The sequence below is a fragment of the Aureimonas sp. CAS genome (genome assembly GCF_059838215.1).
In genome coordinates, this window is sequence record NZ_CM187563.1 from 1,605,005 (window position 1) to 1,629,215 (window position 24,211).

Below are 24,211 nucleotides of genomic sequence, written 5' to 3' on the forward strand. Positions count from 1 at the left end.
CCGTCCATCCGGGTTGGGATCAGTTGGGAAGGGCGGCGGGCTCTTCGGTCCCGGCGGCGTTGGAGGCGCGCTCCTGACGGACGTCGGACGCGTCGTCCTCGTCCTCCAGGTCGGAGCCGACCGGACCCAGCCCCTCTTCCAGCTTGATTTTGATCTTCTCGGCAACCTCGGGCTCCGGCGCGGGCGTCGAGTTCAGCGCGCGCTGCCACTGGAAGCGGGCCTCGCGCTCGCGGCCGACGCGCCAATAGGCGTCGCCCAGATGGTCGTTGATCGTCGGCTCGGTCGGCGAGATCAGAACCGCGCGTTCCAACTGCTCCACCGCCTCGTCGAACCGTTCGAGGCGGTAATAGGCCCAGCCCAGCGAATCGATGATGTAGCCTTCGTTCGGGCGCAGATCGACGGCGGTCCGGATCATCTCCAGCCCTTCGTCGAGATTGCGGTTCATGTCGACCAGCGAATAGCCGAGATAGTTCAGCACCTGCGGCTGGTCCGGCGAGAGTTCGAGCGCGCGCCGGAAGTTCGGCTCGGCCTTGTCCCACTCCTTCATCCGCTCGTAGGCGATGCCGAGCTGGTAATAGATGCTCCAGTTGTTCGCGCCGCCTTCGGGCGCGATTTCCAGAGCGCGGTCCAGGATCGCCGCCGCTTCCTCGTACTGCTTGTCGGCCGAGAGGACGTCGGCATAGGCGAGATGCGTCTGCAGGTCGTCCGGATAGGCCTCGACGGCCTTGGCGAGCTGGTCGCGCGCCTCCTCCCGGCGGTCGGCGTACCAGAGGTCGAGACCCATCTGCAGGTCGGCGGTCCGGCGGAAGGCCGAATCCTCCGGGATCTGCTGGTAGTAGTCGATGGCCCGGTCGATGCGCGAGGTGCGCTCGGCAGCGCCCGCCAGGGCCGTCAGGAGCTTCGGCGAGCTCGTCTGCGACACCGCGTCCGCGAACTGGAAGTAGAGAAGGGCGACGTCCTGCCCGTCGCCGCGATTGATCGCCTGTCCAAGCGTGTAGAGCGCTTCGGCCGCGCCGTCGCGGGCCGTCTCGATCGGCGCCTCGACCGGCGAGCCGTCGCCGATCTGGAGGCGGGCGCGAAGATGGACGAGCGGGTCGTAGGTGGGGGCGAGGTCGAGGCCGCCGTCCAGCGTCTCGATCGCCTCGTCCACGTCGCCGGCGCGCGCCTGGATGCGGGCGAGCGCTTCCACGGCGGCGAGATAGGCGTCCGGCGAGCTCTGCACCGAGGCCGGATCGGAAATGAGCGCGCCGAGAACGCGGCGAGCTTCTGCATCGTCACCGCCGAGCGCCGCGATCAGGCCCTTCTGGTACAGGTTGAAGATCGGGAACCAGGCGGGACCCGTCGTCTCGTCGATGCGGGCCTGCGCCTCGTCGAAGCGGCCGTCCTGCGCCAGGGCCCAGGCCGAGAGGTGCCCGACCAGCAGGCTGTCGAACTCGCTCGTGTCGGAGATGTCGAACTGGTCCACGGCATCGGCCGGCTCGTCCTGGCGGATCGCCTCGAGGCCGAGGGCGATGCGGGCCACCTTGCCGGCGTCGATGTCGGAGGCGAGCTCGCGGGCGAGTTCGATTCCCTCCTCGAAGCGTCCTTCGGCGAAGAAGGCGAACATCGCCTCCTGGCGCAGGACCTGAGAGGTGCGGTCGAGCTCCAGCGCCCGTTCGAAATAGTCCGCCGCCACGTCCAGCGCGCCGCTCGACTGCGCCGCCTTGGCGGCGAGATAGGCCCCGGCGACCGTCTCGGCGCTCACGGCGGGGCGCTCCGTGGCGAGAGCCTGTGGCAGCGAGGCGTGGACCGCCAGAGCGGCAACCGCGGCCAGGAGCGCGGAACGGGCGAGGCTCGGGATCGGCACGGGTGGGTTCATCCTTTCGCGAACGGGCGGCCACAGGGCCGCGTCGCAGGAAATCGTACAGGACCCGCCCGAAGCGTTCGAACGGTGACGCGCATGATAGCGCAGCTCCAACTCGTCGGGAATCAGCTTGGCCGTTTTGCGGCCGGCCTGGGGCGATCTTGCGCGGTCGAGGCTGTGTCCCTCGCTCAGTTGATGCGGTCGATGCAGAAGGCGACGACGTCGACGAGCGCGTCCCTGGCCTCGGAGGGCGGCAGGGTGCGGACCGCTTCGAGAGCCGAATCGCCGTAGCGCAGCGCCTTCTGGCGGGAGGTCTCCAGCGCGCCGTGCCGGTCGAGGAGGCGCAGCGCCTCCTTGAAGGCGTCCTCGCCGTTCTCGCCATGTTCGAAGGCGCGGCTCCAGAAGGCGCGCTCGGCCTCGTCGGCCTTCTCGACGGCGAGGATCACCGGCAGGGTGATCTTGCCCTCGCGGAAATCGTCGCCGGCATTCTTGCCGAGGGCGTCCGCGCTCGACCCGTAGTCCAGGATGTCGTCGACCAGCTGGAAGGCGATGCCGAGATCCCGGCCATAGCGCCGCATGGCCTCGCGCTCCGCGTCGCCGGCTCCGGCGATCACGGGGCCGACCTCGCAGGCCGCGGCGAAGAGGGCGGCCGTCTTGGCGTCGATGACGGCCAGATAGTCCGCCTCGTTCGTCGTCAGCCGCTTGGCCGCCGAAAGCTGCCAGACCTCGCCCTCGGCGATGACGGCGGAGGCGTTGGACAGGATGGCGAGAGCGGGCATGGACCCGACCTCCACCATCATCTTGAAGGCCTGGCCGAGGAGGTAGTCGCCGACGAGGACGCTGGCCTGATTGCCCCAGATGCGCCGGGCGGTGCTCTTGCCGCGCCGCAGATCGCTCTCGTCCACCACGTCGTCGTGAAGGAGCGTTGCGGTGTGCAGGAACTCGACGCTGGCCGCGAGCTTCACGTGCCCGTCGCCCGAATAGCCGTAGGCGAGGGAGGAGGCGATGGTCAGCATCGGCCGCAGCCGCTTGCCGCCGGACGAGATCAGATGCTCGGCGATCTCGGGGATCAGCTCGACGTTCGATCCGGCCATCGACAGGATGAGCGCGTTGACGCTCTGCATGTCGTCGCGTGTGAGGTCGACGATCGCGGCGATGGAAGGCCGCGCGGTCCCCTCGGCTTGGGGTTTGGCAAGGCTCAAGACGAACTCCGACTGTTGCGGCGGGCATAGACCGGCTGCGAGGTGCGGGCAAGCGCCGATGATGGTCCGATGATGCAGTCGCGAACGCCGAGCTTGCGGCGTGCAGGCTTTTGTCCGACACCTCGCGCCATGCTCGAGCTCCTGCGAACCACCGATCCGGTCCTCATCTCCTTCGTGGACGCTCTTCTGAAGGACGGCGGCGTTCCGCACATGGTGGCCGACAGCCACATGAGCATCCTCGACGGATCGATCGGCGTCCTGCCGCGCCGAATCCTCGTGGAGGAGAGCTGGATCGAGCAGGCAAGGCGGATCCTGCGCGACGCCGATCTCGGCCATGAACTCATCTGACGAGCCCCAGGCCGCGTCGCGGATCGACCGCTTCTTCGGCGGCCGCTTCCATCTGCATCAGCCCTTCGGCCGGGGGTTTCGGGCGGGTCTCGACGCCATGCTGCTCGCCGCATGCGTTCCGGGCGGCGCGCGAGGCGAATGCGCGGACATCGGGGCCGGGACGGGTGCCGTCGGCTTCGGCGCGGCGGTCCGCGCGCCGGAGCTTGCCGTCACGCTGGTGGAGAATGACGCGGCGGCGGTCGAGCGTCTGACGGCCTCGGTAAGCGATCCGGCCAACGAGGGCTTGGCCTCGCGGCTGACGGTCGCACACACGGACATTCTCGCTGGGCGCAGGACGCGGGACGCCGCCGGCCTGCACGACGGCCGCTTCGCCCTGGTCCTGACCAACCCGCCCTTCTTCCCGGGCGATCATCGCCGCTCGCCCGACGCTGCGCGCGATGCGGCCCTGTTCGCGCCGGAGCCCGACTTCCTCCGGCGTTGGCTGCGCGCAAGCGCCGCACTGGTGGCTCCCAGGGGAGAGCTCGTCCTGGTCGCGCGCCCGGCCGACCTTCCGGTGGTGATCGAGGCCCTCGACCGGAGGCTCGGCGCGCTGACGGTGCTTCCCGTCCACACGCGGCCGGGGGCGGCCCTGCGCATCCTCGTCGGCGCGCGGGCCGGTTCGCGGGAGGGCCTGTCGATCCTTCCCGGGCTCGACCTCCACGGCCCCGGCTCGGAGGCGGTCTCGAAGGCGATCGCCGACGGCGCGTTCGACATCGGGATCGTCGTTCGCCGCCCCTGACCTTCGCCGCTTTGCGGGGGCGGGGCGCGCGCCTACATGCGGCAGGATATCGAGTTCCAGAGCGAAAGACGGTCCCGCGTGCCCAATCCCCTGAAGCGACTTCTCCCGAAGGGATACCGGAAAGAGGAAACGGTCGTTCCCGTCGTGCGGATCAACGGCGCGATCATGGCCGGCGGCGGGCCGCTCCGGCAGACCGTGTCGATGGCCGTCGTCGCGCCGCTCCTCGAAAAGGCCTTCGCCAACAAGGCGGCTCCGGCCGTCGCGATCCAGGTCAACTCGCCCGGCGGCTCGCCGGTCCAGTCGCGGCTCATCCATCGCCGCATCCGCGATCTGGCGGCCGAGAAGAACAAGGAGGTCATCGTCTTCTGCGAGGACGTCGCGGCCTCCGGCGGCTACATGATCGCCTGCGCGGGCGACACGATCGTCGCCGATCCGTCCTCGATCGTGGGCTCGATCGGGGTCGTCTCGGGCGGCTTCGGCTTCGTCGAGCTTCTCGATAAGATCGGCGTCGAGCGCCGCGTCCACACCGCCGGAACCAACAAGGCGATCCTCGATCCGTTCCGCCCGGAGCGTCCGGAGGACGTCGAGCACCTGAAGCGCCTGCAGCTCGAAATCCACGCCACCTTCATCGAACTCGTGCGCGACAGCCGGGGCGCGCGCCTGAAGGACGATCCGGACCTCTTCACCGGGCTCTTCTGGACCGGCGCCAAGGCGGCGGAGCTGGGCCTCGTCGACCGGGTCGGGGATCTGCGCTCGGTCCTGCGCGAACGGTTCGGGCCGACGGTCAAGCCGGTGATGATGCAGGCCAAGCGCAGCCTGTTCGGCACGCGGCCGGCCGGCTTCGGCCTCTCCTCGGCCGAGGCCGTCGAGACCGCCTTCGCCATGGCCGAACAGCGCGCCCTGTACGCCCGCTACGGTCTGTGATCCGGGCCTCGGGGAGAGCGGAGCGCGCCTTTACTTCGCCGTGGTGCCGCCGGATAAAGACGGGGAAGGTTTCAGATGGTCGAACTCATGCCCCCGCTCGTTCTCCTCGGCATCGTCGGTGCCGCCGCCTATTACGGCTTCCAGCAGTTCAAGCGGGATGCGGTGAAGGTGGTCGAGCGGCGCCGTCGCCACGAGGCCGAACAGCGCACCAGCGCCCACGGAACGCTCGTTCGCGGGGCCGACGGGGTCTACCGGATCGAGAAGGACTGAGGGACGACGGCGCGCCGGGCGATCCGTTTAAAGGCACCGCCCCCGCGTGTTCGTTGCGGGGCGCACGGCCGGCCGACGCTTGCCCCGGCGTCGCCGTCATGGCAACGAGCGCCCGAACCCTCAGACGCCGTTGGAATGTCCGATGTCCGAACTCGCCCCCCACATGCGACCCGAACGCTCGTTCCAGGGGCTGATCCTGGCGCTGCACCGTTACTGGGCCGATTACGGCTGCGTGGTTCTCCAACCGTACGACATGGAGGTCGGGGCCGGCACGTTCCATCCGGCGACGACGCTGCGCGCGCTTGGCCCCAAGCCGTGGAACGCGGCCTATGTCCAGCCGTCGCGTCGCCCCAAGGACGGGCGCTACGGCGAGAACCCCAACCGCCTTCAGCACTACTACCAGTATCAGGTGATCCTGAAGCCGAACCCGTCGAACCTCCAGGAGCTCTATCTCGGTTCGCTCAAGGCGATCGGCATCGACACCGCGCTCCACGACGTGCGCTTCGTGGAGGACGACTGGGAAAGCCCGACGCTCGGCGCCTGGGGCCTGGGCTGGGAATGCTGGTGCGACGGGATGGAGGTCTCGCAGTTCACCTATTTCCAGCAGGTCTGCGGCATCGAATGCGCGCCGGTGGCGGGCGAGCTGACCTACGGGCTCGAGCGCTTGGCCATGTACGTCCAGAACGTCGACAACGTCTACGATCTGAACTTCAACGGCCGCGAGGGCGCCGAGAAGGTCACCTATGGCGACGTCTTCCTGCAGGCCGAACAGGAATATTCCCGCTTCAACTTCGAGATCGCCGACACTCGGCTCCTGCTGCAGCATTTCGACGACGCGGAAGCCGAGTGCGCCGCCATCCTGAAGGCCGGCGATCCGGGCGATACGGGCGGGTTCCATCGCTGCGTGCTGCCCGCCTACGACCAGGCGATCAAGGCGAGCCACGCCTTCAACCTGCTCGACGCGCGCGGCGTGATCTCCGTCACCGAGCGCCAGAGCTACATCCTGCGCGTGCGCACGCTCGCCAAGGCCTGCGGCGAGGCGTTCCTCAAGACGGATGCGGGCGGGGCGGTCCGGTCGGCCGCCTGAGGCTGGAGGGATCCCCGCGGCGCTTTGCCGTCCGGCCGAAGCCGGTCTATCCTTCGGTCCAGCTGGAACGAGGGAGATCGCCGAGATGTCGCTTGCCAAGCCTGACCGGGTGACGGCGGACGAATTCCTGCCCTGGGCGATGCGCCAGCCGGAGCGCTACGAACTCGTCGACGGGCGGATCGTGCGCGCCATGACGGGCGCGCGGCAGTCGCACAGCGTCGTCGTCGCCAACATCGTCGCTTCGTTCGTGCCGCAATTGAAGCGAAGCGGCTGCCGCACGACAGCGAGCGACACGGCGGTCCGCACGAGCGCCTATGGCATCCGTTACCCCGACGTCGTCATCGACTGCGGTCCTTCCGACCCGTCCGCTCTCGCGGCGAGCGAACCTCGGATCATCGTCGAGGTGACCTCGCGCAGCACCTCAGCCATCGATGCGACGGACAAGCTCGACGAGTACAAGGCGCTTGCGAGCGTACAAGCGATCGTCCTCGTCGAGCCGGATGTCGTGTCGGTGAAGGTCTATCGGCGAGCTGGCGGTCGCTGGACGGCCGAATGGTTTGCGTCGCTCGATGACAGCGTGCCGTTCCCCGAAGTCGGAGCCGTCCTCTCCCTTTCCGACCTCTACGACACGCTCGAGCCCGGGAAGCGTCCGCCGCTGCAACCCCTCTGAACGACCGTCTCATCGCCGCTCGCCATCCGGCCGCCGTCCGCTAACTCTTTCGTGAAACGAAGCGGAGCGCTCCCATGCAGTGGAGAGGACGTCGCCAGAGCACCAACATCTCCGACCGGCGCGGTGCTGGCGGCGGTGGCGGCTTCGGCCGAAGGGGCGGGGGCATGCACATTCCGATCCGCGCCGGGGGCGGCGGTGGCATCGGCATCATCCTGGTCGCGCTGGCGCTCTGGCTCTTCTTCGGCATCAACCCGCTGGCGCTTCTCGGCTTCGCGGACAACGGCTACGAGCAGACGCAGACCACGCGCACCGCGCAGGGGCCGGGCGTCCAGGGAACGCCGGACGAGACGGACGACTTCGTCGCCGTGGTCCTGGCCGACACCGAGGACGTCTGGAACGCGCGATTCCAGGCGGCCGGCTCCACCTATCCCGAGCCGACGCTGGTCCTGTTCGAGAACCGCGTCTCGTCCGGCTGCGGACTGGCCGGCATGGCGACGGGGCCGTTCTACTGCCCGGCGGACGACAGCCTCTATCTCGACCTGTCCTTCTTCCGTCAGCTGTCCGAACAGCTCGGCGCGCCCGGCGATTTCGCGCAGGCCTACGTCATCGCGCACGAGGTCGGGCATCACGTCCAGAACGTCACGGGAATCCTGTCGCAGTCGCAGGAGATGCGGCGCCGCCTGCCGGAGGCGCAGGCGAACCGCGTCTCGGTCGCGACCGAACTCCAGGCCGACTGCTATGCCGGCATCTTCGCCCACGACGTCTACGAGGCCGGCTACATCCAGCCCGGCGATGTCGAGGAGGCGATGAACGCGGCGGGGCAGATCGGCGACGACCGGTTGCAGCGGTCGAGCCAGGGAACGGTCGTGCCGGACAGTTTCACCCACGGCTCGTCGGCGCAGCGGCAGGAATGGTTCCAGCGCGGCTACGAGACCGGCGACACCGAATCCTGCGACACGTTCTCCGAACTGCTCTGACCATGAGGGCCGGTCATGAACGTCCGGCCGCCCGGCCGGTCGGCCGAAACATCCTGATTCTCGGCGCGCCGGGAAGCGGGAAGTCCACGCTGGCGCGCCGTCTCGCGGACCGGTTGGGTCTTCGGATCATCCACTTCGATCAATTGTACTGGCAGCCGGGCTGGGTCGCGCGGTCGATGGACGAGGTCGCGGGGGACATCGAAGAATCCATTCAGGGTGACGGATGGGTCTTCGACGGCAACAACTCGCGCACGCTTGCGATGCGCGCCGAGCGCGCGGACACTCTCATCTGGCTCGACCTCCCACGGGCTCTCTGCATGGCTCGGGTCGTCCGGCGTGTTCTCGGCTCCTACGGACGAACACGCCCCGACATGGCGGCTGGATGCCCGGAACGCTTCGATCCAAAGTTCCTGCGATGGGCCTGGACCTTTCCGCAGCATTACCGCCCGGGGCAGGCGGCCTTCTTCGAAACCACGACGATCGCGAACCGGCATCGCCTCACGTCGCCGGCCGAGGTCAGACGCTTCGAAGAGCTGGTCGATCGGACGATGCCTTTACCCGCTACGGCGGAGCGCCTAGGAGAACCGGCGTCCGACCGATCGTGATCCCGAGTATTCGATGCCCGACCTTCTTCTCGAACTGCGCTCCGAAGAAATCCCCGCGCGCATGCAGCGCAAGGCGGCGGGTGACCTCAAGAGCCTCGTCACGAACGCGCTGGTGGAGGCAGGGCTCACCTATGAGGGCGCGCGGGAGTACTGGACGCCGCGCCGCCTGACGCTCGACATTCGCGGCCTCGACGCGAAATCGAAGGATGCGCGCGAGGAGCGCAAGGGGCCGAAGGTCGGCGCGCCGCAGCCCGCCATCGACGGCTTCCTGCGCGCGAGCGGTCTGGCCTCCATCGACGAGGCGACGATCCAGTCCGACAAGAAGGGCGAGTTCTACGTCGCCGTCGCCACCCGGCCCGGCCGCCCGGCCGAGGAGATCGTCGCCGAGATCGTTCCGGCGGTGATCCGCGACTTCCCCTGGCCGAAGTCGATGCGCTGGGGGCCGGCGTCGGCCCAGCCCGGCTCCATGCGCTGGGTGCGCCCGCTCCAGTCGATCCTCTGCGTCTTCGGTCCCGAGATGGGCGAGACGGTCGTCGTCGATTTCGAGGTCAACGGCATCCGCTCGGGCAACCGCACGGTCGGCCACCGCTTTCATGCGCCCGAGGAATTCTCCGTCCGTCGTTTCGATGACTATGTCGTCAAGCTAGAGGCGGCCAAGGTCGTCCTCGACGCCGAGCGCCGTAAGGAGATCATCCGCGCCGACGCGCAGAACCTCGCCTTCGCCCGGGGGCTGGAGGTCGTGGAGGACGAGGGGCTTCTGGAGGAGGTCTCCGGCCTCGTCGAATGGCCGGTCGTCCTCATGGGTGAGTTCGAGGAGGATTTCCTCGCGATCCCGCCCGAGATGATCCGTCTGACGATCCGCGCCAACCAGAAATGTTTCGTGCTGCGATCCCAAGGCGGCGAGGGGCTGACGAACCGGTTCCTGCTCGTCTCCAACATCGAGGCGAGCGACGGCGGTGCCGAGATCGCGCGCGGCAACGGCAAGGTGGTGCGCGCCCGTCTGTCGGACGCGCTCTATTTCTGGAACACGGATCAGGCCGATCTGCCGGATCTCGGCGCTCTCGGATCGGTGGCTACAGAGCTGGGGCTCGACCCGTCCAGGCCGCTCGACCAGCGCATGGCCAAGCTCGACGCGCTCGGCGTCACTTTCCATGCCAAGCTCGGCACGCAGGGGCAGCGCGTGCGCCGCATCGCGGCGCTGGCGGAGACGCTGGCGCCCCTCGTCGGCGCCGATGCCGGCGAGGCCCGGCGCGCCGCGCTCCTCGCCAAGGCGGATCTCACGACGGAAGCCGTCGGCGAGTTCCCCGAGCTGCAGGGCCTGATGGGCCGCAAATATGCCGGCCTCCAGGGCGAGGCGGAAAGCGTGCAGGCCGCGATCGAGGATCATTACAAGCCGCTCGGGCCCGGCGACCGGGTGCCGACCGACCCCGTCGCGGTCGCCGTCGCGCTGGCCGACAAGATCGACACGCTCGTCGGCTTCTGGGCGATCGACGAGAAGCCGACCGGCTCCAAGGACCCCTATGCGCTGCGCCGCGCGGCGCTGGGCGTGATCCGCATCGTCCTGGAGAACCGGCTGCGCCTCAAGCTTGGCACGCTCGTCCCGTCCGGCGACCTCCTCTCCTTCTTCCACGACCGGCTGAAGGTTCAGCTGCGCGACGAGGGCGCGCGCCACGACCTGGTGGACGCCGTCCTGTCCGGCGGTTCGGACGGCGCGGCCAAGGACGACCTCCTCGACGTGTCCTCCCGCGTGAAGGCGCTGGGCTCGCTGCTGGAATCCGAGGACGGCCGCAACCTCCTCGCCGCCTACAGGCGGGCGGCGAACATCCTCGCCGCCGAGGAGAAGAAGGGGACGGCGGTCGCGCCCGAGGTGTCGAAGTCCGTTCTCGTCGAGCCGGAGGAGCTCGCCTTGCTCTCGGCCGTCGAGGCGGCGGAAGGCGACCTCGCAGCGGCGCTGGACGCCGAGGACTACGAGCGCGCCATGTCCGCGCTGGCGCGCCTTCGCCAGCCCGCCGACGCCTTCTTCGACAAGGTTCTCGTGAACGCCGAGGACGAGACCCTTCGGGCCAATCGCCTCGCGCTGCTCATGCGAATTCGGCAGGCCACCGAGCGCGTCGCCGACTTCTCGAAGATCACGGGCGCGTGACGCCAACGCCACGTTAAGCGTGGCGTAACCATTCGAGCAGGTAATGGACGGGTCGGAAGCGGCGCCGGCCATGCTTTGGCCGCGTCTTTTCACGACAACGTGATGACGCGGCCCGGAACCTGCCAGAAATCGATGGTCAACCGTTGCCGCAGTGCAACGGAGGGCCCCTCGCGGTCTCCGGCTTGCATCTCGAACGCCGCTTTCGTCTCGAGGCGGATTGCAAGGCATGGGGCAGATCGCCCGAAACTCGCTCTGGACCGGCGTCGGCCGGAAGAGACGGCTTTCGGGTGGGCAACGAGGGGACATCCCGAATGCTGAACCTGAGCGCGGCCGTTTCGGCCGCCGGCCGACTTTCTTTGGGTTTCGCCGCGATCGCCTGGGTGGCCGGCGCCGCACCGGCGGCGGCCATGTGGAACCAGCCGTGGAAGGACGAGAGCCGCGCGCTCGTCATCGACGCCTACGAGTTCAATCCGATCAACTGGGCCGCGATGACGGCGGACGAGCGGATCGCGGCCTTCGTCTCCAAGGCGTCGGACGGCCTCCCGCCGTCCTGGACCTGCCGGGGGCTCGACGGCGACGACCGGCGCCTCTGCCAGAACCGCTGGTGGAAGTACTCCGTCACGCAGGAGCTTTACTTCACCCGCCGCGAGATGGCGAAGATGCTGGGCCTCAAATGGGGCGCCTATCATCTCGGACGCCCCGGCAATCCGCGCGAGCAGGCCGACCATTTCATCGACTTCGCCAAGCCCGAGCCGGACGAGCTGATCGCGCTCGACATCGAGGACAACGATCCCGACGAGTGGATGTCGCTGGCCGAGGCCGAGGTCTTCGCCGAGCAGATCAACATCCGCCTCGGCCGCTATCCCGTGCTCTACACGAACGGCAACACCGCCGAGTACATCTCCCGCAACGCCGACAAGTATCCGCTGCTGTCGCGCCTGCCGCTCTGGTACGCGCGATACCGCGACGACATCACCGGGCGCTTCCCCGAAGAGACCTGGCCGGAATACGCGCTCTGGCAGTTCGCTTCGATGCACAATTGCTCGGAGACCCGCTGCCCCTACCGCGTCGATGGCACCAAGACGGACATCGACGTCAACGTCTCGCCGCTGACGGTGGCCGAGCTCAAGGAGGCGTGGCCCTTCAACGAGCTGGTGGGCGACGAGCCGACGCCGTCGGTCGGCCCCGAGGCGGAGATGCTGATCGCCGAGCTCGACGGCACGGCCGTGACGCCGGAGCCGGCCTCCGACGAGCTGACGACGCTGGCCGCCTACGGTCCGGGCGAGACCGCCCGAAAGCCGCTCGACCCGCTGCAGCTCCTGACGGAGGCGGCCCGGGAGGAGCAGCGCCAGGCGACGCGGCCGAGCCCGCTCCTGAAAGCGTTGACGACGAGCGCCAAGCGCGTCGAGCCCGACATTCCCGGCGACGCCGTTCCGCGCCGCGCGCCGATGCGCACGCAGGACGTGTCGGCCGGTCTCCTCGATGCCGCCGGTCAGCTGGGCGGCGAGATGGAGAGCGTGCGTTCGATCCTTCGCTCGGCCGAGTCGCGACCTGCGGGTGTGACGAAGGAGGAGCTGACGCGCGCCGTGGACGAGACCGCCATCGCGCGCTCCCGCATCGCGGCGGAACTGCGTGATTCGGCCCGCCGTCAGCACTCGTCGCCTCCTGCCGCGTCCGCCGACGGGCCGGAGCGGCAATCCTCGGTCGGCGCGCGCGAAACCGGCGTTTCGCTGGCGCTTTCCGACGACCGCGTCTCCAGCGCGTTCAGCGCCACGCGCTAAGCCGTCAGGATTCGGGCGAAGGCGGACTTGGCCCGCCGAGGCCTTCGGCCTATGCGTTCGGCCGATGGAAACGCAGATCCTTGCCCTTGCCGAGGCGGGCGCTCTCGACGCGGCCTGCCGAACTCTCGCCGGCGGTGGCCTTGTGGCCGTCCCGACGGAGACGGTCTACGGGCTCGCGGCGGACGCGACCGACGGCGTCGCGGTCGCGCGCATCTACGAGGCCAAGGGACGCCCGAGCTTCAACCCGCTGATCACCCACGTCGCCGACATGGACATGGCACGCCGGCATGCGGCCTTCGACGATCTCGCCCTGCGGCTGGCCGAGGCCTTCTGGCCCGGTCCCATGACGCTGGTGCTGCCTGCGCGCGAGGCGTCCACGATCCATCCCCTGGTCCGCGCCGGGCTGCCGACCGTCGCGCTGCGCATGCCTCTCGGCCCGCTCGGCGACATCGCACGGAAGATCGACCGCCCGCTCGCCGCGCCGAGCGCCAATCCGTCCGGCCGCGTCAGCGCCACGCGCGCCGACCACGTGCGGCGCGGGCTCGGCGGGCGCATCGAGGCGATCCTCGACGGGGGGCCATGCCGGCTCGGTCTGGAATCGACCATCCTCAAGCCCGAGAACGGGCGGGTCTTCCTGTTGCGCCCCGGCGCGCTGCCGGCCGAGGACGTCGCCGCGCTGATCGGCACACCGGTTTTGAAGGCGGGCTCGGAGATTCAGGCCCCCGGTCAGCTCGCCTCGCACTACGCGCCCTTCGGGCGCATCCGCCTGAACGCGCGAAGCGTCGAGCCCGGCGAGCATCTCATCGCTTTCGGATCGCAGGCGCTGCCCGGGCAGGGACAGGCGAGGGCGGTCCTCAATCTGAGCGACACGGGCGACCTGCGCGAGGCGGCGGCGGCGCTGTTCGACGCGCTGTCGAGCTTCGACGCGCCCGACATCGAACGCATCGCCGTCGCTTCCATCCCGAACGAGGGGTTGGGCGTGGCGATCAACGACAGGCTCGCGCGCGCTGCCGCGCCGCGCGACACGCAGGAGGACACGACATGGACGAGATGACGAAGACGGGCCAGCCGATCTCGGACGAACTCCTGAACCGCTTCTCGGCGCTCGTCGGCCCCGGCGGCGCCCTCCGCGAGCCCGACCTCATCGCCCCCTACCTCGTCGAGCAGCGCGATCTCTTTCAGGGCGCCAGCCGGCTCGTCCTGCGGCCCTCCTCGGTCGAGGAGGTGTCCGCCATCCTGAAGCTCGCCAGCGAGACGCGGACCGCCATCGTTCCGCAGGGCGGCAACACCGGCCTTGTCGGGGCGCAGGTGCCCCGTTCGGAGGCCGAGATCGTCGTCTCGACCGCGCGCATGAACAGGATCCGTGAGGTCGATGTCGTCGGCCGCACGATGACGGTCGATGCAGGGGTCGTTCTGGCGTCCGTTCAGGAGGCGGCGGACGAGGCCGGTCTTTACTTCCCGCTTTCGCTGGGCGCGCAGGGCTCCTGCCAGATCGGGGGCAACCTGTCCTCCAATGCGGGCGGCACGGGCGTTCTCGCCTATGGCAACGCGCGGGAGCTCTGCCTCGGCATCGAGGCGGTCCTGCCGTCGGGCGCGATCCTGCACGGGCTCCGGCGCCTGAAGAAGGACAATCGCGGCTATGACTGGCGCCATCTTCTGATCGGCGCCGAGGGAACGCTCGGCATCATCACCGGCGCGGTCCTCAAGCTCTTTCCCAAGCCCGCCGGCCGCGAGGTCGCCTATGTGGGCGTCGCCTCGCCGAAGGACGCGCTGGCGCTATTGAAGCGTTCCGAGGCCCGCGCCGGCGGTCAGCTCACGGCCTTCGAGTTCATGCCGCGCATCGGCATGGAGTTCACCCTTCGTCATACGCAGGGCGCGCGCGATCCCATGGGCGAGCCGCACGACTGGTACGTCCTGATGGAGATTTCGTCCGCCCGCTCGCCGGAGGACGCGCGCGAGACCCTGGAGACGATCCTCGGCGAGGCCTTCGAGGCGGGAGAGGTGGCGGACGCCGCCATCGCGCAGTCGCAGCGCGAGGCCGAGGATTTCTGGCGCATGCGCGAGGAGCTGTCCTGGGCCCAGAAGCCGGAGGGCGGCTCGATCAAGCACGACGTCTCGGTTCCGGTCGCGCTCGTCCCGGAGTTTCTGGAGACGGCCGGCGAGGCGGTCGCGGCGGCGATGCCCGGCGCGCGGATCGTCGCGTTCGGCCATCTGGGCGACGGCAACGTGCACTACAACATCTCCCAGCCGGTCGGCGCGGACGCGAAGGCGTTCCTCGCTCGCTGGACGGAGATGAACGGGATCGTCCATTCGATCGTGGCCGGCCTCGGTGGCTCCTTCTCGGCCGAGCACGGCATCGGAATGCTCAAGCGCAGCGAACTCGCCCGCACCAAGCCGGAAGCGGAGATGGAGCTGATGCGCGCCATCAAGAAGGCCGTCGATCCTTACTCGATTATGAACCCCGGTAAGCTACTTTAACTGAAGTCGAACTGTTACCATGTCAGTAACCGCGAAGCAGACAGAAAGACTTAACCGCGCTTCTTAGGCGTCGGGCAACGGGCTCTAACGTATAGCTCTCTCATACCGGTCCGGATCGCTCCCGGACGAAGAGACAGACTTGGCCGGAAAGGCCGAGGGTACGGAAGGCTTCGATCATGACTTCAGCGTCCAGCTCCGCTCCGCACCGTCCCGACTGGGCGAACGTCCCGCTGCGCGTCGATCCGGCGTTCAGCGACCGTCGCCAGCAGTTCGAAATGACCGATGGCGGCGAAATCGTCTCCTACCGCGTGGATCACCGCGGGGCGGTGGTCCGCCGCCGCCTGCAGGAGAGCGGGCTTCCCGTCGCCATCGCGCTGCCGGCCGCCGCCTTCGCGGGCGTCGCGGCCCGCGCCATGGAGGACGGGGGGGCAAGGTGACGGTGACGCTCGAACTGCATCATTCGGACCCGAAGCTCTGCGTGCCTCTGCTCGTGGCCTGCGACCTCTTCGACGTCGCGGCCGACTGGCGCGGCTGGTCGGACCTCTTCGGCATTCCGATGCTGATGGTCGAGGCGGACGGGTCGGTGACGCCGCTGGAGGAGTCTCTCGGCAAGGTGCGCGCCGGCGAGCCGATCGAGCGCCGCCGCAAGGTTCACAAGGGCCGTCGCCCGCGCTTCCTCGCGCGCCGCAAGCCGGGCGGCCTCGGCATGCGCCTGCGCATCGACGGCGAAGAGATCATCGCCCGCAGCTGATGCGGACGAACGGGCTCAGGTCGGAAGCGCCAGCGTCCAGAGCGCCGAGGCGACGAGGCCCGAGAAGACGATCCAGCCGAAGCTCGTGTTCGACTTGAACAGGGACAGACACTGGTCCGGATCGTCGATGTCGAGAACGCGGATCTGCCAGCCCATCTGGATCGCGCCGACGGCGAGGCCGACATAGGCCGGCCAGGCCGGACCAGCGCCGCCATTGCCCGTCAGGAGGCAGGCGGCGAGGAAGCAGATCAGCGCGCCGCCATAGAGGAACACGAGCGCCGTCTTGGTGCGTCGTCCGAAGAGCCGGGCGGTGGACCGCACGCCGACCAGCGCGTCGTCCTCGCGGTCCTGGTGGGCGTAGATCGTGTCGTAGCCGATCGTCCAGAGGATCGAGCCGGCATAGAGCGCGAGCGCCGCGAGGGTCAGTTCGCCCCAATAGCCCGCCCATCCCATCAGCGCGCCCCAAGAGAAGGCGAAGCCGAGGCCGAGCTGCGGCCAGTCGGTCACGCGCTTGAGGAACGGATAGACGGCGACGATGCCGAGGGACAGAATCCCGAGCAGGATCGCGAAGAGATTGAACTGAATCAGGACGAGGAAGCCGACGAGCGCCTGCAGGACGAGGAAGATTTTCGCCTGCCGCCGCGTGACCCGGCCGGAGGGCAGGGGGCGCGAGCGCGTGCGGGCGACCATGTTGTCGATCTTCTCGTCGACGAGGTCGTTGTAGGTGCAGCCGGCCCCGCGCATGGCGATGGCGCCGACCATGAACAGCGCCAGATGCCAGAGGCTCGGCAGACCGGTGTGCACGGCCGTCGGCGAAGCCCATTGCGGGGCCAGCGCCGCCGACCACCAGCAGGGCCAGAGCAGAAGCCACCAGCCGATCGGACGGTCCCACCGCGCCAGCTGCGCATAGGGCCAGAGCGCGCGGGGAAGCGTCCGGTAGACCCAGTTCTGGGAGGGCGCGTCCGCGACGCGCTCGCCGGGCACTGTGGCGGAATCGAGCCAGTTCTTCATCATGGCAGGAGAAAGGCCGGATCAGGCCCGCGGTCAAGCGTCTCCGCTCGGACGCGTGGGCGAGAGGCGCCCGCCTTGACCGGTGGGGACAGCGCCCGTAACTCGAACCGCTCTTCCCGCAACGCGAAGGTCCGGACCCGTCATGGCGCTCAACATCCTCCTGATCGGCAGCGGCGGGCGCGAACACGCGCTGGCCTGGAAGCTGAAGCGATCGGCCGAGATCGGTCGGCTCTTCGCCGCGCCCGGCAATCCGGGCATCGCGAAGGAGGCGGAGATCGTCGCGCTCGACATCGACGACCACGCTGCCGTCGTCGAGTTCTGCCGCGCCCATTCGGTGGAGTTCGTCGTCGTCGGCCCCGAGGCGCCGCTCGTCGCCGGGCTGGCCGACGCGATCGAGGCGGCCGGCATCGACGTCTTCGGCCCGAGCGCCGCCGCCGCGCAGCTCGAAGGGTCCAAGGGCTTCACCAAGGATCTGTGCGCCCGCAAGAACATCCCGACCGCCGCCTATGCCCGCTTCCAGTCCCTGTCCGAGGCGAAGGCCCATGTGAAGGCGCAGGGCGCGCCGATCGTCGTGAAGGCGGACGGGCTCGCCGCCGGCAAGGGCGTCACCGTCGCCGCGACGGTCGAGGAGGCGCTGGAGGCGCTGGAGGCCTGCTTCTCCGAGGCGGGCGCGGCGGTCGTCGTCGAAGAGTGCATGACGGGGCCGGAGGCGAGCCTCTTCTGTCTCTGCGACGGCCGGACCGCCACTTTCTTCGGCACGGCCGAGGACCACAAGCGCGCCCATGACGGCGACGAGGGCCCGAACACCGGCGGCATGGGCGCCTATTCGCCCTCCGTCGAGATGACGCCCGACCTCGTCGAGCGCGCGATGGCGGAGATCGTGCGCCCGACGCTGGAGGGCATGGCGGAGGCCGGAACGCCCTTCAAGGGCGTTCTCTATGCCGGGCTGATGCTGACCGAGGACGGCCCGAAGCTCATCGAATACAATGTCCGCTTCGGCGACCCCGAATGCCAGGTTCTGATGATGCGGCTGGAGAGCGATCTCGTGCCGCTCCTGCGCGCGGCCGCCAGAGGCGACCTCTCGCAGGCGGAGCCGCGCTGGAGCGAGGACGCGGCGGTGACGGTCGTCCTCGCCGCCAAGGGTTACCCCGGCGCCTACCGCAAGGGGACGGTCATCGAGGCGCTGCCGGACGATGCAGCCGACACGGTCGTTTTCCACGCCGGAACGGCGGCCCGCGAAAACCTGCTGACGGCCATCGGCGGTCGCGTCCTCGCCATCACCGCACGCGCGCCTTCGCTCGAAGCAGCCGTCCTGAAAGCCTATGACGGCGTCGGGCAGGTGAACTGGCCCGACGGCTTCCACCGCACCGATATCGCCCGCCGCGCGGTGGACGCTCTGCGGAGCCGCTGACCGCTCCGAGGCAAGCGCGGCGCGTCGCCGCCCGCATCTCGTCTGCGGTGCCCTCGGGACGCGCCGAGGCACGCGTCACGCCGGTGCAGACGGCGTCGGCGTGCGAAAAGCGCTGGGAAACTTCGAAACGCGTCTTACGTTAACGTCTCAGTCCACCGGGAGATCCAGATCATGTCGTTTCGCAAGGAGAAGCTGACCAAGCCCATCTACGATTGGGCGAAGGGCGTATTGCCGTCGATCTCCGAGACCGAGGAGAAGGCGATCGGCGCCGGCACGGTCTGGTGGGACGGCGAACTGTTTTCCGGTTCCCCCGACTGGGACAAGCTTCTCGCGATGCCGCCCGCCAAGCTGACGGCGGAGGAGCAGGCCTTCATGGACGGCCCCGTGGAGGAACTCTGCGGGATGATCGACGACTGGAAGGTCGCGCAGGTGGACCACGACCTGCCGCCGGAGGTCTGGACCTTCCTGAAGGAGAAGAAGTTCTTCGGAATGATCATCCCGAAGGAGTATGGCGGTCTCGGCTTCTCCAACACCGCTCATTCGGAGGTGGTGCGCAAGGTCTCCTCGGTCAGCGTCGTGGCCGGCGTCACCGTGATGGTGCCGAACTCGCTCGGCCCGGGCGAACTGATGCTGCATTTCGGCACGCAGGAGCAGCGCGACTACTGGATGCCGCGTCTGGCCGACGGACGCGAGATCCCGTGCTTCGGCCTGACCTCGCCCGAGGCGGGCTCCGACGCGGCGGCGATGACCGATGTCGGCGTGGTCGAGTACGGCGAGCACGAGGGCAGCCAGGTTCTCGGCATCCGCCTCAACTTCGAGAAGCGCTACATCACGCTCGGGCCGGTCGCGACCGTCATGGGCCTCGCCTTCAAGATGCGCGACCCGGACAACCATCTGGGGCGCGGCGAAGAGCTCGGCATCACCGTCGCGCTGATCCCGGTCGGCACCAAGGGCGTGACCACCGGCGACCGGCACGTGCCGCTCGGCACCTATTTCCAGAACGGCCCGCTCTACGGCCGCGACGTCTTCATTCCGATGGACTGGATTCTCGGCGGCGAGAAGCAGATCGGCGAAGGCTGGACCATGCTGATGACGGCGCTGGCCGCGGGGCGTGGCATCTCGCTTCCGTCCCAGTCGGCCGCGGCCTGCGCCATGGCCGCGCGCGTCACCGGCGCCTATGCGCGGGTCCGCACCCAGTTCAACATGCCGATCGGCCTGTTCGAGGGCATCCAGGAGCCGCTCGCCGAGATCGCGGCCAACGCCTATCAGGTGGACGCCGCGCGCCGGCTGACGGTCGCCGCCCTCGACGAGGGGCACCGCCCGTCCGTCGTCTCGGCCATCATGAAGTACAACGCCACGACGCGCATGCGCGAGACCATCGAGCTCGCGATGGACGTGCACGGCGGCAAGGGCATCATCGACGGTCCGAAGAACTATCTCGGGCCTCAATACAAATCCGTTCCCATCGGCATCACGGTCGAGGGCGCGAACATCCTGACGCGCTCCCTGATGATCTTCGGCCAGGGCGCCATCCGCGCCCATCCCTACATGCTGAAGGAGATGAAGGCGCTGACCGAGCCCGATCGCCAGAAGGGGCTCGACGCGTTCGACAAGCATTTCTGGGCCCATGTCGGCCACGCCCTGAAGAACACCGGCCGCTCCTTCGTGCGCGGCTGGACGGGTGGTCTCGCCGCGCCAGCGCCGCGCGACGCGGCCTTCACCAGCCATTGGCGGCAGCTCTCGCGCTACTCGGCGGCCTTCGCGCTCCTGTCCGATCTCTCGCTCCTGACGCTCGGGGGATCGCTCAAGCGCCGCGAGATGATCTCCGGCCGCCTCGGCGACATCCTGTCGGAAATGTACCTCCTGGCCGCGACGCTGAAGCGCTTCGAGACCGAGGGGCGCCCCGAGGTCGACCGTCCGATCGTCGAGTATGTCATGCAGCGCGGCTACAACCGCATCGGCGCGGCCTTCGACGGCGTGCTGGACAATCTCCCGGCGCGCTGGGCCGCGATCCTGACGCGGGTCATCGCCTTCCCGCTCGGCGTGCCGCGGACCGCGCCGGTGGACGAGCTGATCAGCGAGGTCGCGGACATTCTGATGCGCCCGTCCTCGCAGCGCGACCGCCTGACGCCGGACCTCTATCTGGGCACCCGCCACGCCGAGCACCCGATCGCGGACCTCGAAGCGGCGTTCGAACTGGTGACGCGCGCCGCTCCCGCCGCCAAGAAGATGCGGGAGGCGAAGATCCGCGACCGGGACGCCGCGCTGTCGGCCGGGACGATCACGGCCGAAGAGGCCGACCTCCTGGCGCAGGCGCAGGAGGCCGTCGCCAAGGTGGTCGCGGTCGACGCCTTCAAGGCCGAGGACGTGTCGCCGCTCTTCGAGCAGCACCGTCGCAAGGAGGGCGGCGAACGCGACCAGCCCGAGGCCCGTGCGGAGGCCGCCGAATGAGCCGCGCCGTCTACATCGTCGACGGCGCCCGCACGCCCTTCATCAAGGCGCGGGGCAAGCCGGGGCCGTTCACTCCGGTCGATCTGGCCGTGCAGTGCGGGCGGCCGCTTTTGCTGCGGCAGGGGTTCGACCTGTCGGCGATCGACCTCGTCGTTCTCGGCTGCGTCAACGTCGTGGCCGAGGAGATGAACCCGGCGCGCGTGGCGACCCTGCGGCTCGGCCTGCCAGAGACGGTTCCGGCCTATACGGTGCAGGTGAACTGCGGCTCCGGCATGCTGTCGATCGACACGGCGCTGCGCCAGATCTCCGACGGACAGGCGGAGATCGCGCTGGCGGGCGGCGCGGAGGCCCTCAGCCATTCGCCGCTCGTCCTCTCGCGCAACGCCGTCGACTGGTTCGCCAAGCTCAACGGCGCACGCTCGGCGGGCGACCGCGTGAAGGCGGCGGCCGGCTGGCGGCCGGAGTTCCTGAAGCCTATCGTCGGGCTGGAGCGCGGGCTGACCGATCCGATCACCGACCTCAACATGGGCCAGACGGCGGAGAAGGTCGCGCATCTCTTCGGCGTCACGCGGGAGGAGGCCGACGTCTACGCGGCGGAGAGCCATCGGCGGCTGGCCGCCGCCCACGCGGAAGGTCGCCTGAAGGGCGAACTGATCCCGGCTTTCGCGCGCGACGGACAGGTCTTCGACCACGACGACGGCGTGCGGCCGGATTCGTCGGCCGCCAAGCTGGGCCAGCTGAAACCCGTCTTCGAGCGACCCTACGGGCGCGTGACGGCCGGCAATTCCTCGCAGATCACCGACGGCGCGTCCTGGACGCTGCTGGCCTCGGAGGAGGCGGTGGAGAAGCACGGCCTGACGCCGATCGCGCGGATCGTCGATTCGCACTGGGACGCGCTCGACCCTTCGATCATGGGGCTCGGGCCTGCGCTCTCGATCGCCTCGCTGCTCAAGCGCAATTCGACGTCGCTGGACGCAATCGACCTCGTGGAGCTGAACGAGGCTTTCGCGGTCCAGGTGCTCGGCTGCGTCCGCGCGCTGGAGGACGAGACCGTCTGCCGCGAGGTGATGGGGCTCGACGGAGCGGCCGGCACGATCGACCGCGAGAAGCTGAACGTCGACGGCGGTGCCATCGCGCTCGGGCACCCGGTCGGGACCAGCGGCAACCGCATCACGCTGCATCTGGCGCGCCAGCTGAAGGACCGCGGTCTCAAGCGCGGCATCGCCACGCAATGCGTCGGCGGCGGCCTCGGCGGCGCCCTGCTCCTCGAAGCGGCCTGATCCAATCCAGACGGGAGAGACGTCCATGAGCGGAATGCTCGAAACCCTGTCCGATCGCCTGATCGAACTCGGACCCGTTCGCGATGTGGAGGCGGTCGGCAACTGGCGCGTCGGCAGGGACGGGGAGGGCGCGCTCTGGCTCGTGCTCGACCGCCCCGGCCGCTCGGTCAACACGATCGACCGCAGCGTCCTGGAAGAGCTGAACGGCCATCTCGACCGGATCGACGCCGAGCGACCGACCCGCGTAATCGTCCGTTCGGCCAAGCCCGCCGGCTTTGCGGCGGGCGCCGACATCAACCAGTTCGTCGGGGCGACGACGGCGGAGGTGTCGGCCGCGCTCGACGAAGGCCATGCGGTCCTCGACCGGCTGGCGAACTGCCCCGTTCCGACGATCGCGGTCATTCACGGCCATTGCCTCGGTGGCGGCCTGGAACTGGCGCTCGCCTGCCGTCGGCGCATCGCGACGCCGAGTGCCAGCCTCGGCTTTCCCGAGGTGATGCTCGGCCTGCATCCGGGCCTCGGTGGCACCTTCCGCTCCACGGAAGTCGCCGACCCGGTCGAGGCGATGACGATGATGCTGACGGGCAAGACCGCGCGCGCCAAGCGTGCGAAGTCCATCGGCCTCGTCGACGAGATCGTCGAGGAGCGGCACGTCCTGAAGGCCGTCGCCTCCGGTCCGCGAGACAGACGCGCCGCCGGTCTGAAGTCCCGCGCCCTGTCCTTCAAGCCGGCGCGTGCGCTCGTCGCGCGTCAGATGCGCAAGAGCGCCGAGGAGAAGGCCCCGCAGCGCCACTATCCGGCGCCCTATCGCCTGATCGACAATTGGGAGGCGCACGGCGCGGACCCCAGGGCGATGCGCCGGGCCGAGCAGAAAAGCTTCGCCGAGCTGATCGAAACCGAGACCTCGCGGAACCTCGTGCGGGTCTTCTTCCTGCGCGAGGCGATGCGCGGGCTGCGCGAGGGCAAGTCCGGCATAAGGCACGTCCATGTCATCGGCGCGGGCGCGATGGGCGGCGACATCGCGGCCTGGGCGGCACGCGAGGGCTTTGCCGTCACGCTCGCCGACATCGATCCCAAGCCCGTCGGCCGCGCCATCAAGGCGGCGGCCAAGATGCTGGAGAAGACGGTCAAGGACCCGCTCAAGGTCCGCGACGCACTCGACCGGCTGGTGCCGGACCTCGAAGGTTCGGGGGTGCGCCACGCCGACCTCGTCATCGAGGCCGCGCCCGAGAAGCTCGAACTGAAGCGTCGGATCTACGCCGAGGTCGAACCGAAGCTGAAGGACGGCGCGATCCTTGCGACCAACACCTCGGCCCTGCCGCTGGAGACGCTGACGGAAGGGCTGACCGATCCTTCGCGCTTCCTCGGCCTCCACTTCTTCAACCCGGTCTCGCGCATGCAGCTCGTCGAGATCGTGCGCCATGCGGGCACGAGCGCCGAGGCTCTTCGTCGTGCGACCGCCTTCACGGTCGAGATTTCGCGGCTTCCCGCGCCGGTCACTTCCGCACCGGGCTTCCTCGTGAACCGCGCGCTGACGCCCTACATGGCCGAGGCTCTGCTGATGGTGGACGAGGGGATCGCGAAGGAGCGGATCGACCGCGTGGCGGAAGAGTTCGGCATGCCGATGGGGCCGATCGAGCTGACCGATCAGGTCGGTCTCGACATCGCCGTGGACGTTTCCGCCTCCCTGCGCGAGCGGCTGGACACGGCCTTCCCGGACACGCCGGCCTGGCTGACGCGGATGGTCGAGGAGAAGCGCCTCGGCCGCAAGACCGGCGCCGGCCTCTACGCCTATGAGGACGGAAAGCCGAAGAAGGCCGAGCTGTCCGACGAGGCCAAAGCCAAGGGCGGGTCGGATGCCGACATTCTCGACCGCATGCTCCTGCCGATGCTGAACGCCGTCGTCGCCTGCCTTCGCGAGGGCGTCGTCGCGGACGAGACGATCGCCGACGGGGCGATGATCTTCGGCACCGGCTTCGCGCCCTTCCGGGGCGGCCCGATCCAATACGCCCGCCAGCGCGGCGTGGACGAGATCGTGTCGCGCCTTCGCGCGCTGGAGGAGAAGCACGGTGCCCGCTTCCGCCCCGACGAGGGCTGGGCGACGTTGAGACGCGACCCCGAGCACGCGGAGGGCGAGCCCTCGTCGCATTGACGTTAACGTCAAGCGCGGCTAGGTCAGGTCATCGGCAGGACGGGAGGCT

The 24,211-nt window shown here is 69.2% G+C and carries 19 protein-coding genes and 1 pseudogene; 17 read left to right on the forward strand and 3 right to left on the reverse strand.

Annotated features, from left to right (window positions below):
- Positions 1-19: 19 nt before the first annotated feature.
- Positions 20-1,846, reverse strand: coding sequence for a tetratricopeptide repeat protein (locus AC6R2M_RS07800; RefSeq protein WP_500487111.1), 1,827 nt, complete (start codon positions 1,844-1,846; stop codon positions 20-22).
- Between the two features lie 185 nt (positions 1,847-2,031).
- A complete protein-coding gene (locus AC6R2M_RS07805) occupies positions 2,032-3,045 on the reverse strand; it encodes a polyprenyl synthetase family protein (protein WP_500487113.1) in 1,014 nt (337 codons plus the stop codon).
- Between the two features lie 129 nt (positions 3,046-3,174).
- On the opposite strand from AC6R2M_RS07805, the gene AC6R2M_RS07810 reads away from it, so the two are divergent.
- The 13 genes and pseudogenes from AC6R2M_RS07810 to AC6R2M_RS07870 all read left to right on the forward strand — a co-directional run bounded on the left by AC6R2M_RS07810 (position 3,175) and on the right by AC6R2M_RS07870 (position 15,857).
- Complete coding sequence (locus tag AC6R2M_RS07810) at positions 3,175-3,393, forward strand: putative signal transducing protein (protein ID WP_500487115.1); 219 nt, start codon at positions 3,175-3,177, stop codon at positions 3,391-3,393.
- Positions 3,380-4,171: a tRNA1(Val) (adenine(37)-N6)-methyltransferase gene (locus AC6R2M_RS07815; protein WP_500487117.1), complete on the forward strand. Its 792-nt coding sequence runs from the start codon at positions 3,380-3,382 to the stop codon at positions 4,169-4,171. The genes AC6R2M_RS07810 and AC6R2M_RS07815 overlap by 14 nt, the downstream gene beginning before the upstream one ends.
- A gap of 78 nt (positions 4,172-4,249) precedes the next feature.
- Positions 4,250-5,095, forward strand: coding sequence for a S49 family peptidase (locus AC6R2M_RS07820; RefSeq protein ID WP_500487119.1), 846 nt, complete (start codon positions 4,250-4,252; stop codon positions 5,093-5,095).
- Between the two features lie 75 nt (positions 5,096-5,170).
- Positions 5,171-5,365: a hypothetical protein gene (locus tag AC6R2M_RS07825; RefSeq protein ID WP_500487121.1), complete on the forward strand. Its 195-nt coding sequence runs from the start codon at positions 5,171-5,173 to the stop codon at positions 5,363-5,365.
- Between the two features lie 142 nt (positions 5,366-5,507).
- Complete coding sequence (locus AC6R2M_RS07830; protein WP_500487123.1) at positions 5,508-6,452, forward strand: glycine--tRNA ligase subunit alpha; 945 nt, start codon at positions 5,508-5,510, stop codon at positions 6,450-6,452.
- Positions 6,453-6,537: 85 nt separating this feature from the next.
- A complete protein-coding gene (locus AC6R2M_RS07835; protein ID WP_500487125.1) occupies positions 6,538-7,122 on the forward strand; it encodes a Uma2 family endonuclease in 585 nt (194 codons plus the stop codon).
- Between the two features lie 74 nt (positions 7,123-7,196).
- Entirely contained in the window at positions 7,197-8,099 is a 903-nt protein-coding gene (gene ypfJ, locus AC6R2M_RS07840; RefSeq protein WP_500487127.1) for a KPN_02809 family neutral zinc metallopeptidase, read from the forward strand.
- A gap of 2 nt (positions 8,100-8,101) precedes the next feature.
- On the forward strand, positions 8,102-8,704 hold the full coding sequence (locus AC6R2M_RS07845) for an AAA family ATPase (protein ID WP_500487129.1): 603 nt from the start codon (positions 8,102-8,104) through the stop codon (positions 8,702-8,704).
- A 13-nt stretch (positions 8,705-8,717) separates the two neighbouring features.
- Positions 8,718-10,847 carry a glycine--tRNA ligase subunit beta gene (gene glyS, locus AC6R2M_RS07850; protein ID WP_500487131.1) on the forward strand — a complete coding sequence of 710 codons (2,130 nt, stop codon included), beginning with the start codon at positions 8,718-8,720 and terminating at the stop codon, positions 10,845-10,847.
- Between the two features lie 311 nt (positions 10,848-11,158).
- Positions 11,159-12,628: a glycoside hydrolase family 25 protein gene (locus tag AC6R2M_RS07855; RefSeq protein ID WP_500487133.1), complete on the forward strand. Its 1,470-nt coding sequence runs from the start codon at positions 11,159-11,161 to the stop codon at positions 12,626-12,628.
- A gap of 64 nt (positions 12,629-12,692) precedes the next feature.
- Complete coding sequence (locus AC6R2M_RS07860; RefSeq protein WP_500487135.1) at positions 12,693-13,682, forward strand: L-threonylcarbamoyladenylate synthase; 990 nt, start codon at positions 12,693-12,695, stop codon at positions 13,680-13,682.
- A complete protein-coding gene (locus tag AC6R2M_RS07865; RefSeq protein WP_500487536.1) occupies positions 13,679-15,106 on the forward strand; it encodes an FAD-binding oxidoreductase in 1,428 nt (475 codons plus the stop codon). Before AC6R2M_RS07860 ends, AC6R2M_RS07865 begins: the two co-directional genes overlap by 4 nt.
- A 176-nt stretch (positions 15,107-15,282) precedes the next feature.
- A pseudogene (locus AC6R2M_RS07870) lies at positions 15,283-15,857 on the forward strand (DUF6101 family protein).
- Between the two features lie 15 nt (positions 15,858-15,872).
- On the opposite strand, the gene ubiA reads toward AC6R2M_RS07870, so the two are convergent.
- On the reverse strand, positions 15,873-16,871 hold the full coding sequence (ubiA, locus tag AC6R2M_RS07875; protein WP_500487137.1) for a 4-hydroxybenzoate octaprenyltransferase: 999 nt from the start codon (positions 16,869-16,871) through the stop codon (positions 15,873-15,875).
- Positions 16,872-17,010: 139 nt separating this feature from the next.
- Here ubiA and purD point away from each other — a divergent pair, with 139 nt between their 5' ends.
- The 4 genes from purD to AC6R2M_RS07895 all read left to right on the forward strand — a co-directional run bounded on the left by purD (position 17,011) and on the right by AC6R2M_RS07895 (position 24,162).
- On the forward strand, positions 17,011-18,279 hold the full coding sequence (purD, locus tag AC6R2M_RS07880) for a phosphoribosylamine--glycine ligase (protein WP_500487139.1): 1,269 nt from the start codon (positions 17,011-17,013) through the stop codon (positions 18,277-18,279).
- A 171-nt stretch (positions 18,280-18,450) separates the two neighbouring features.
- Complete coding sequence (locus AC6R2M_RS07885) at positions 18,451-20,730, forward strand: acyl-CoA dehydrogenase (RefSeq protein ID WP_500487141.1); 2,280 nt, start codon at positions 18,451-18,453, stop codon at positions 20,728-20,730.
- Positions 20,727-22,010 (forward strand): acetyl-CoA C-acetyltransferase, encoded by a 1,284-nt coding sequence (locus AC6R2M_RS07890; RefSeq protein ID WP_500487143.1) that lies wholly within the window; start codon positions 20,727-20,729, stop codon positions 22,008-22,010. Before AC6R2M_RS07885 ends, AC6R2M_RS07890 begins: the two co-directional genes overlap by 4 nt.
- Positions 22,011-22,035: 25 nt before the next feature.
- The gene (locus AC6R2M_RS07895) at positions 22,036-24,162 is read left to right on the forward strand and encodes a 3-hydroxyacyl-CoA dehydrogenase NAD-binding domain-containing protein (RefSeq protein ID WP_500487145.1); all 2,127 of its coding nucleotides are present in this window, start codon (positions 22,036-22,038) and stop codon (positions 24,160-24,162) included.
- Positions 24,163-24,211 lie beyond the last annotated feature (49 nt).

What these genes read in the sequence shown, in the direction of transcription:
- AC6R2M_RS07810 (WP_500487115.1), top strand. Translation starts at nt 3,175, where the DNA reads ATGCTCGAGCTCCTGCGAACCACCGATCCGGTCCTCATCTCCTTCGTG.
- AC6R2M_RS07815 (WP_500487117.1), top strand. Translation starts at nt 3,380, where the DNA reads ATGAACTCATCTGACGAGCCCCAGGCCGCGTCGCGGATCGACCGCTTC.
- AC6R2M_RS07825 (WP_500487121.1), top strand. Translation starts at nt 5,171, where the DNA reads ATGGTCGAACTCATGCCCCCGCTCGTTCTCCTCGGCATCGTCGGTGCC.
- AC6R2M_RS07830 (WP_500487123.1), top strand. Translation starts at nt 5,508, where the DNA reads ATGTCCGAACTCGCCCCCCACATGCGACCCGAACGCTCGTTCCAGGGG.
- AC6R2M_RS07835 (WP_500487125.1), top strand. Translation starts at nt 6,538, where the DNA reads ATGTCGCTTGCCAAGCCTGACCGGGTGACGGCGGACGAATTCCTGCCC.
- ypfJ (WP_500487127.1), top strand. Translation starts at nt 7,197, where the DNA reads ATGCAGTGGAGAGGACGTCGCCAGAGCACCAACATCTCCGACCGGCGC.
- AC6R2M_RS07845 (WP_500487129.1), top strand. Translation starts at nt 8,102, where the DNA reads ATGAGGGCCGGTCATGAACGTCCGGCCGCCCGGCCGGTCGGCCGAAAC.
- glyS (WP_500487131.1), top strand. Translation starts at nt 8,718, where the DNA reads ATGCCCGACCTTCTTCTCGAACTGCGCTCCGAAGAAATCCCCGCGCGC.
- AC6R2M_RS07855 (WP_500487133.1), top strand. Translation starts at nt 11,159, where the DNA reads ATGCTGAACCTGAGCGCGGCCGTTTCGGCCGCCGGCCGACTTTCTTTG.
- AC6R2M_RS07860 (WP_500487135.1), top strand. Translation starts at nt 12,693, where the DNA reads ATGGAAACGCAGATCCTTGCCCTTGCCGAGGCGGGCGCTCTCGACGCG.
- AC6R2M_RS07865 (WP_500487536.1), top strand. Translation starts at nt 13,679, where the DNA reads ATGACGAAGACGGGCCAGCCGATCTCGGACGAACTCCTGAACCGCTTC.
- ubiA (WP_500487137.1), bottom strand. Translation starts at nt 16,871, where the DNA reads ATGATGAAGAACTGGCTCGATTCCGCCACAGTGCCCGGCGAGCGCGTC.
- purD (WP_500487139.1), top strand. Translation starts at nt 17,011, where the DNA reads ATGGCGCTCAACATCCTCCTGATCGGCAGCGGCGGGCGCGAACACGCG.
- AC6R2M_RS07885 (WP_500487141.1), top strand. Translation starts at nt 18,451, where the DNA reads ATGTCGTTTCGCAAGGAGAAGCTGACCAAGCCCATCTACGATTGGGCG.
- AC6R2M_RS07890 (WP_500487143.1), top strand. Translation starts at nt 20,727, where the DNA reads ATGAGCCGCGCCGTCTACATCGTCGACGGCGCCCGCACGCCCTTCATC.
- AC6R2M_RS07895 (WP_500487145.1), top strand. Translation starts at nt 22,036, where the DNA reads ATGAGCGGAATGCTCGAAACCCTGTCCGATCGCCTGATCGAACTCGGA.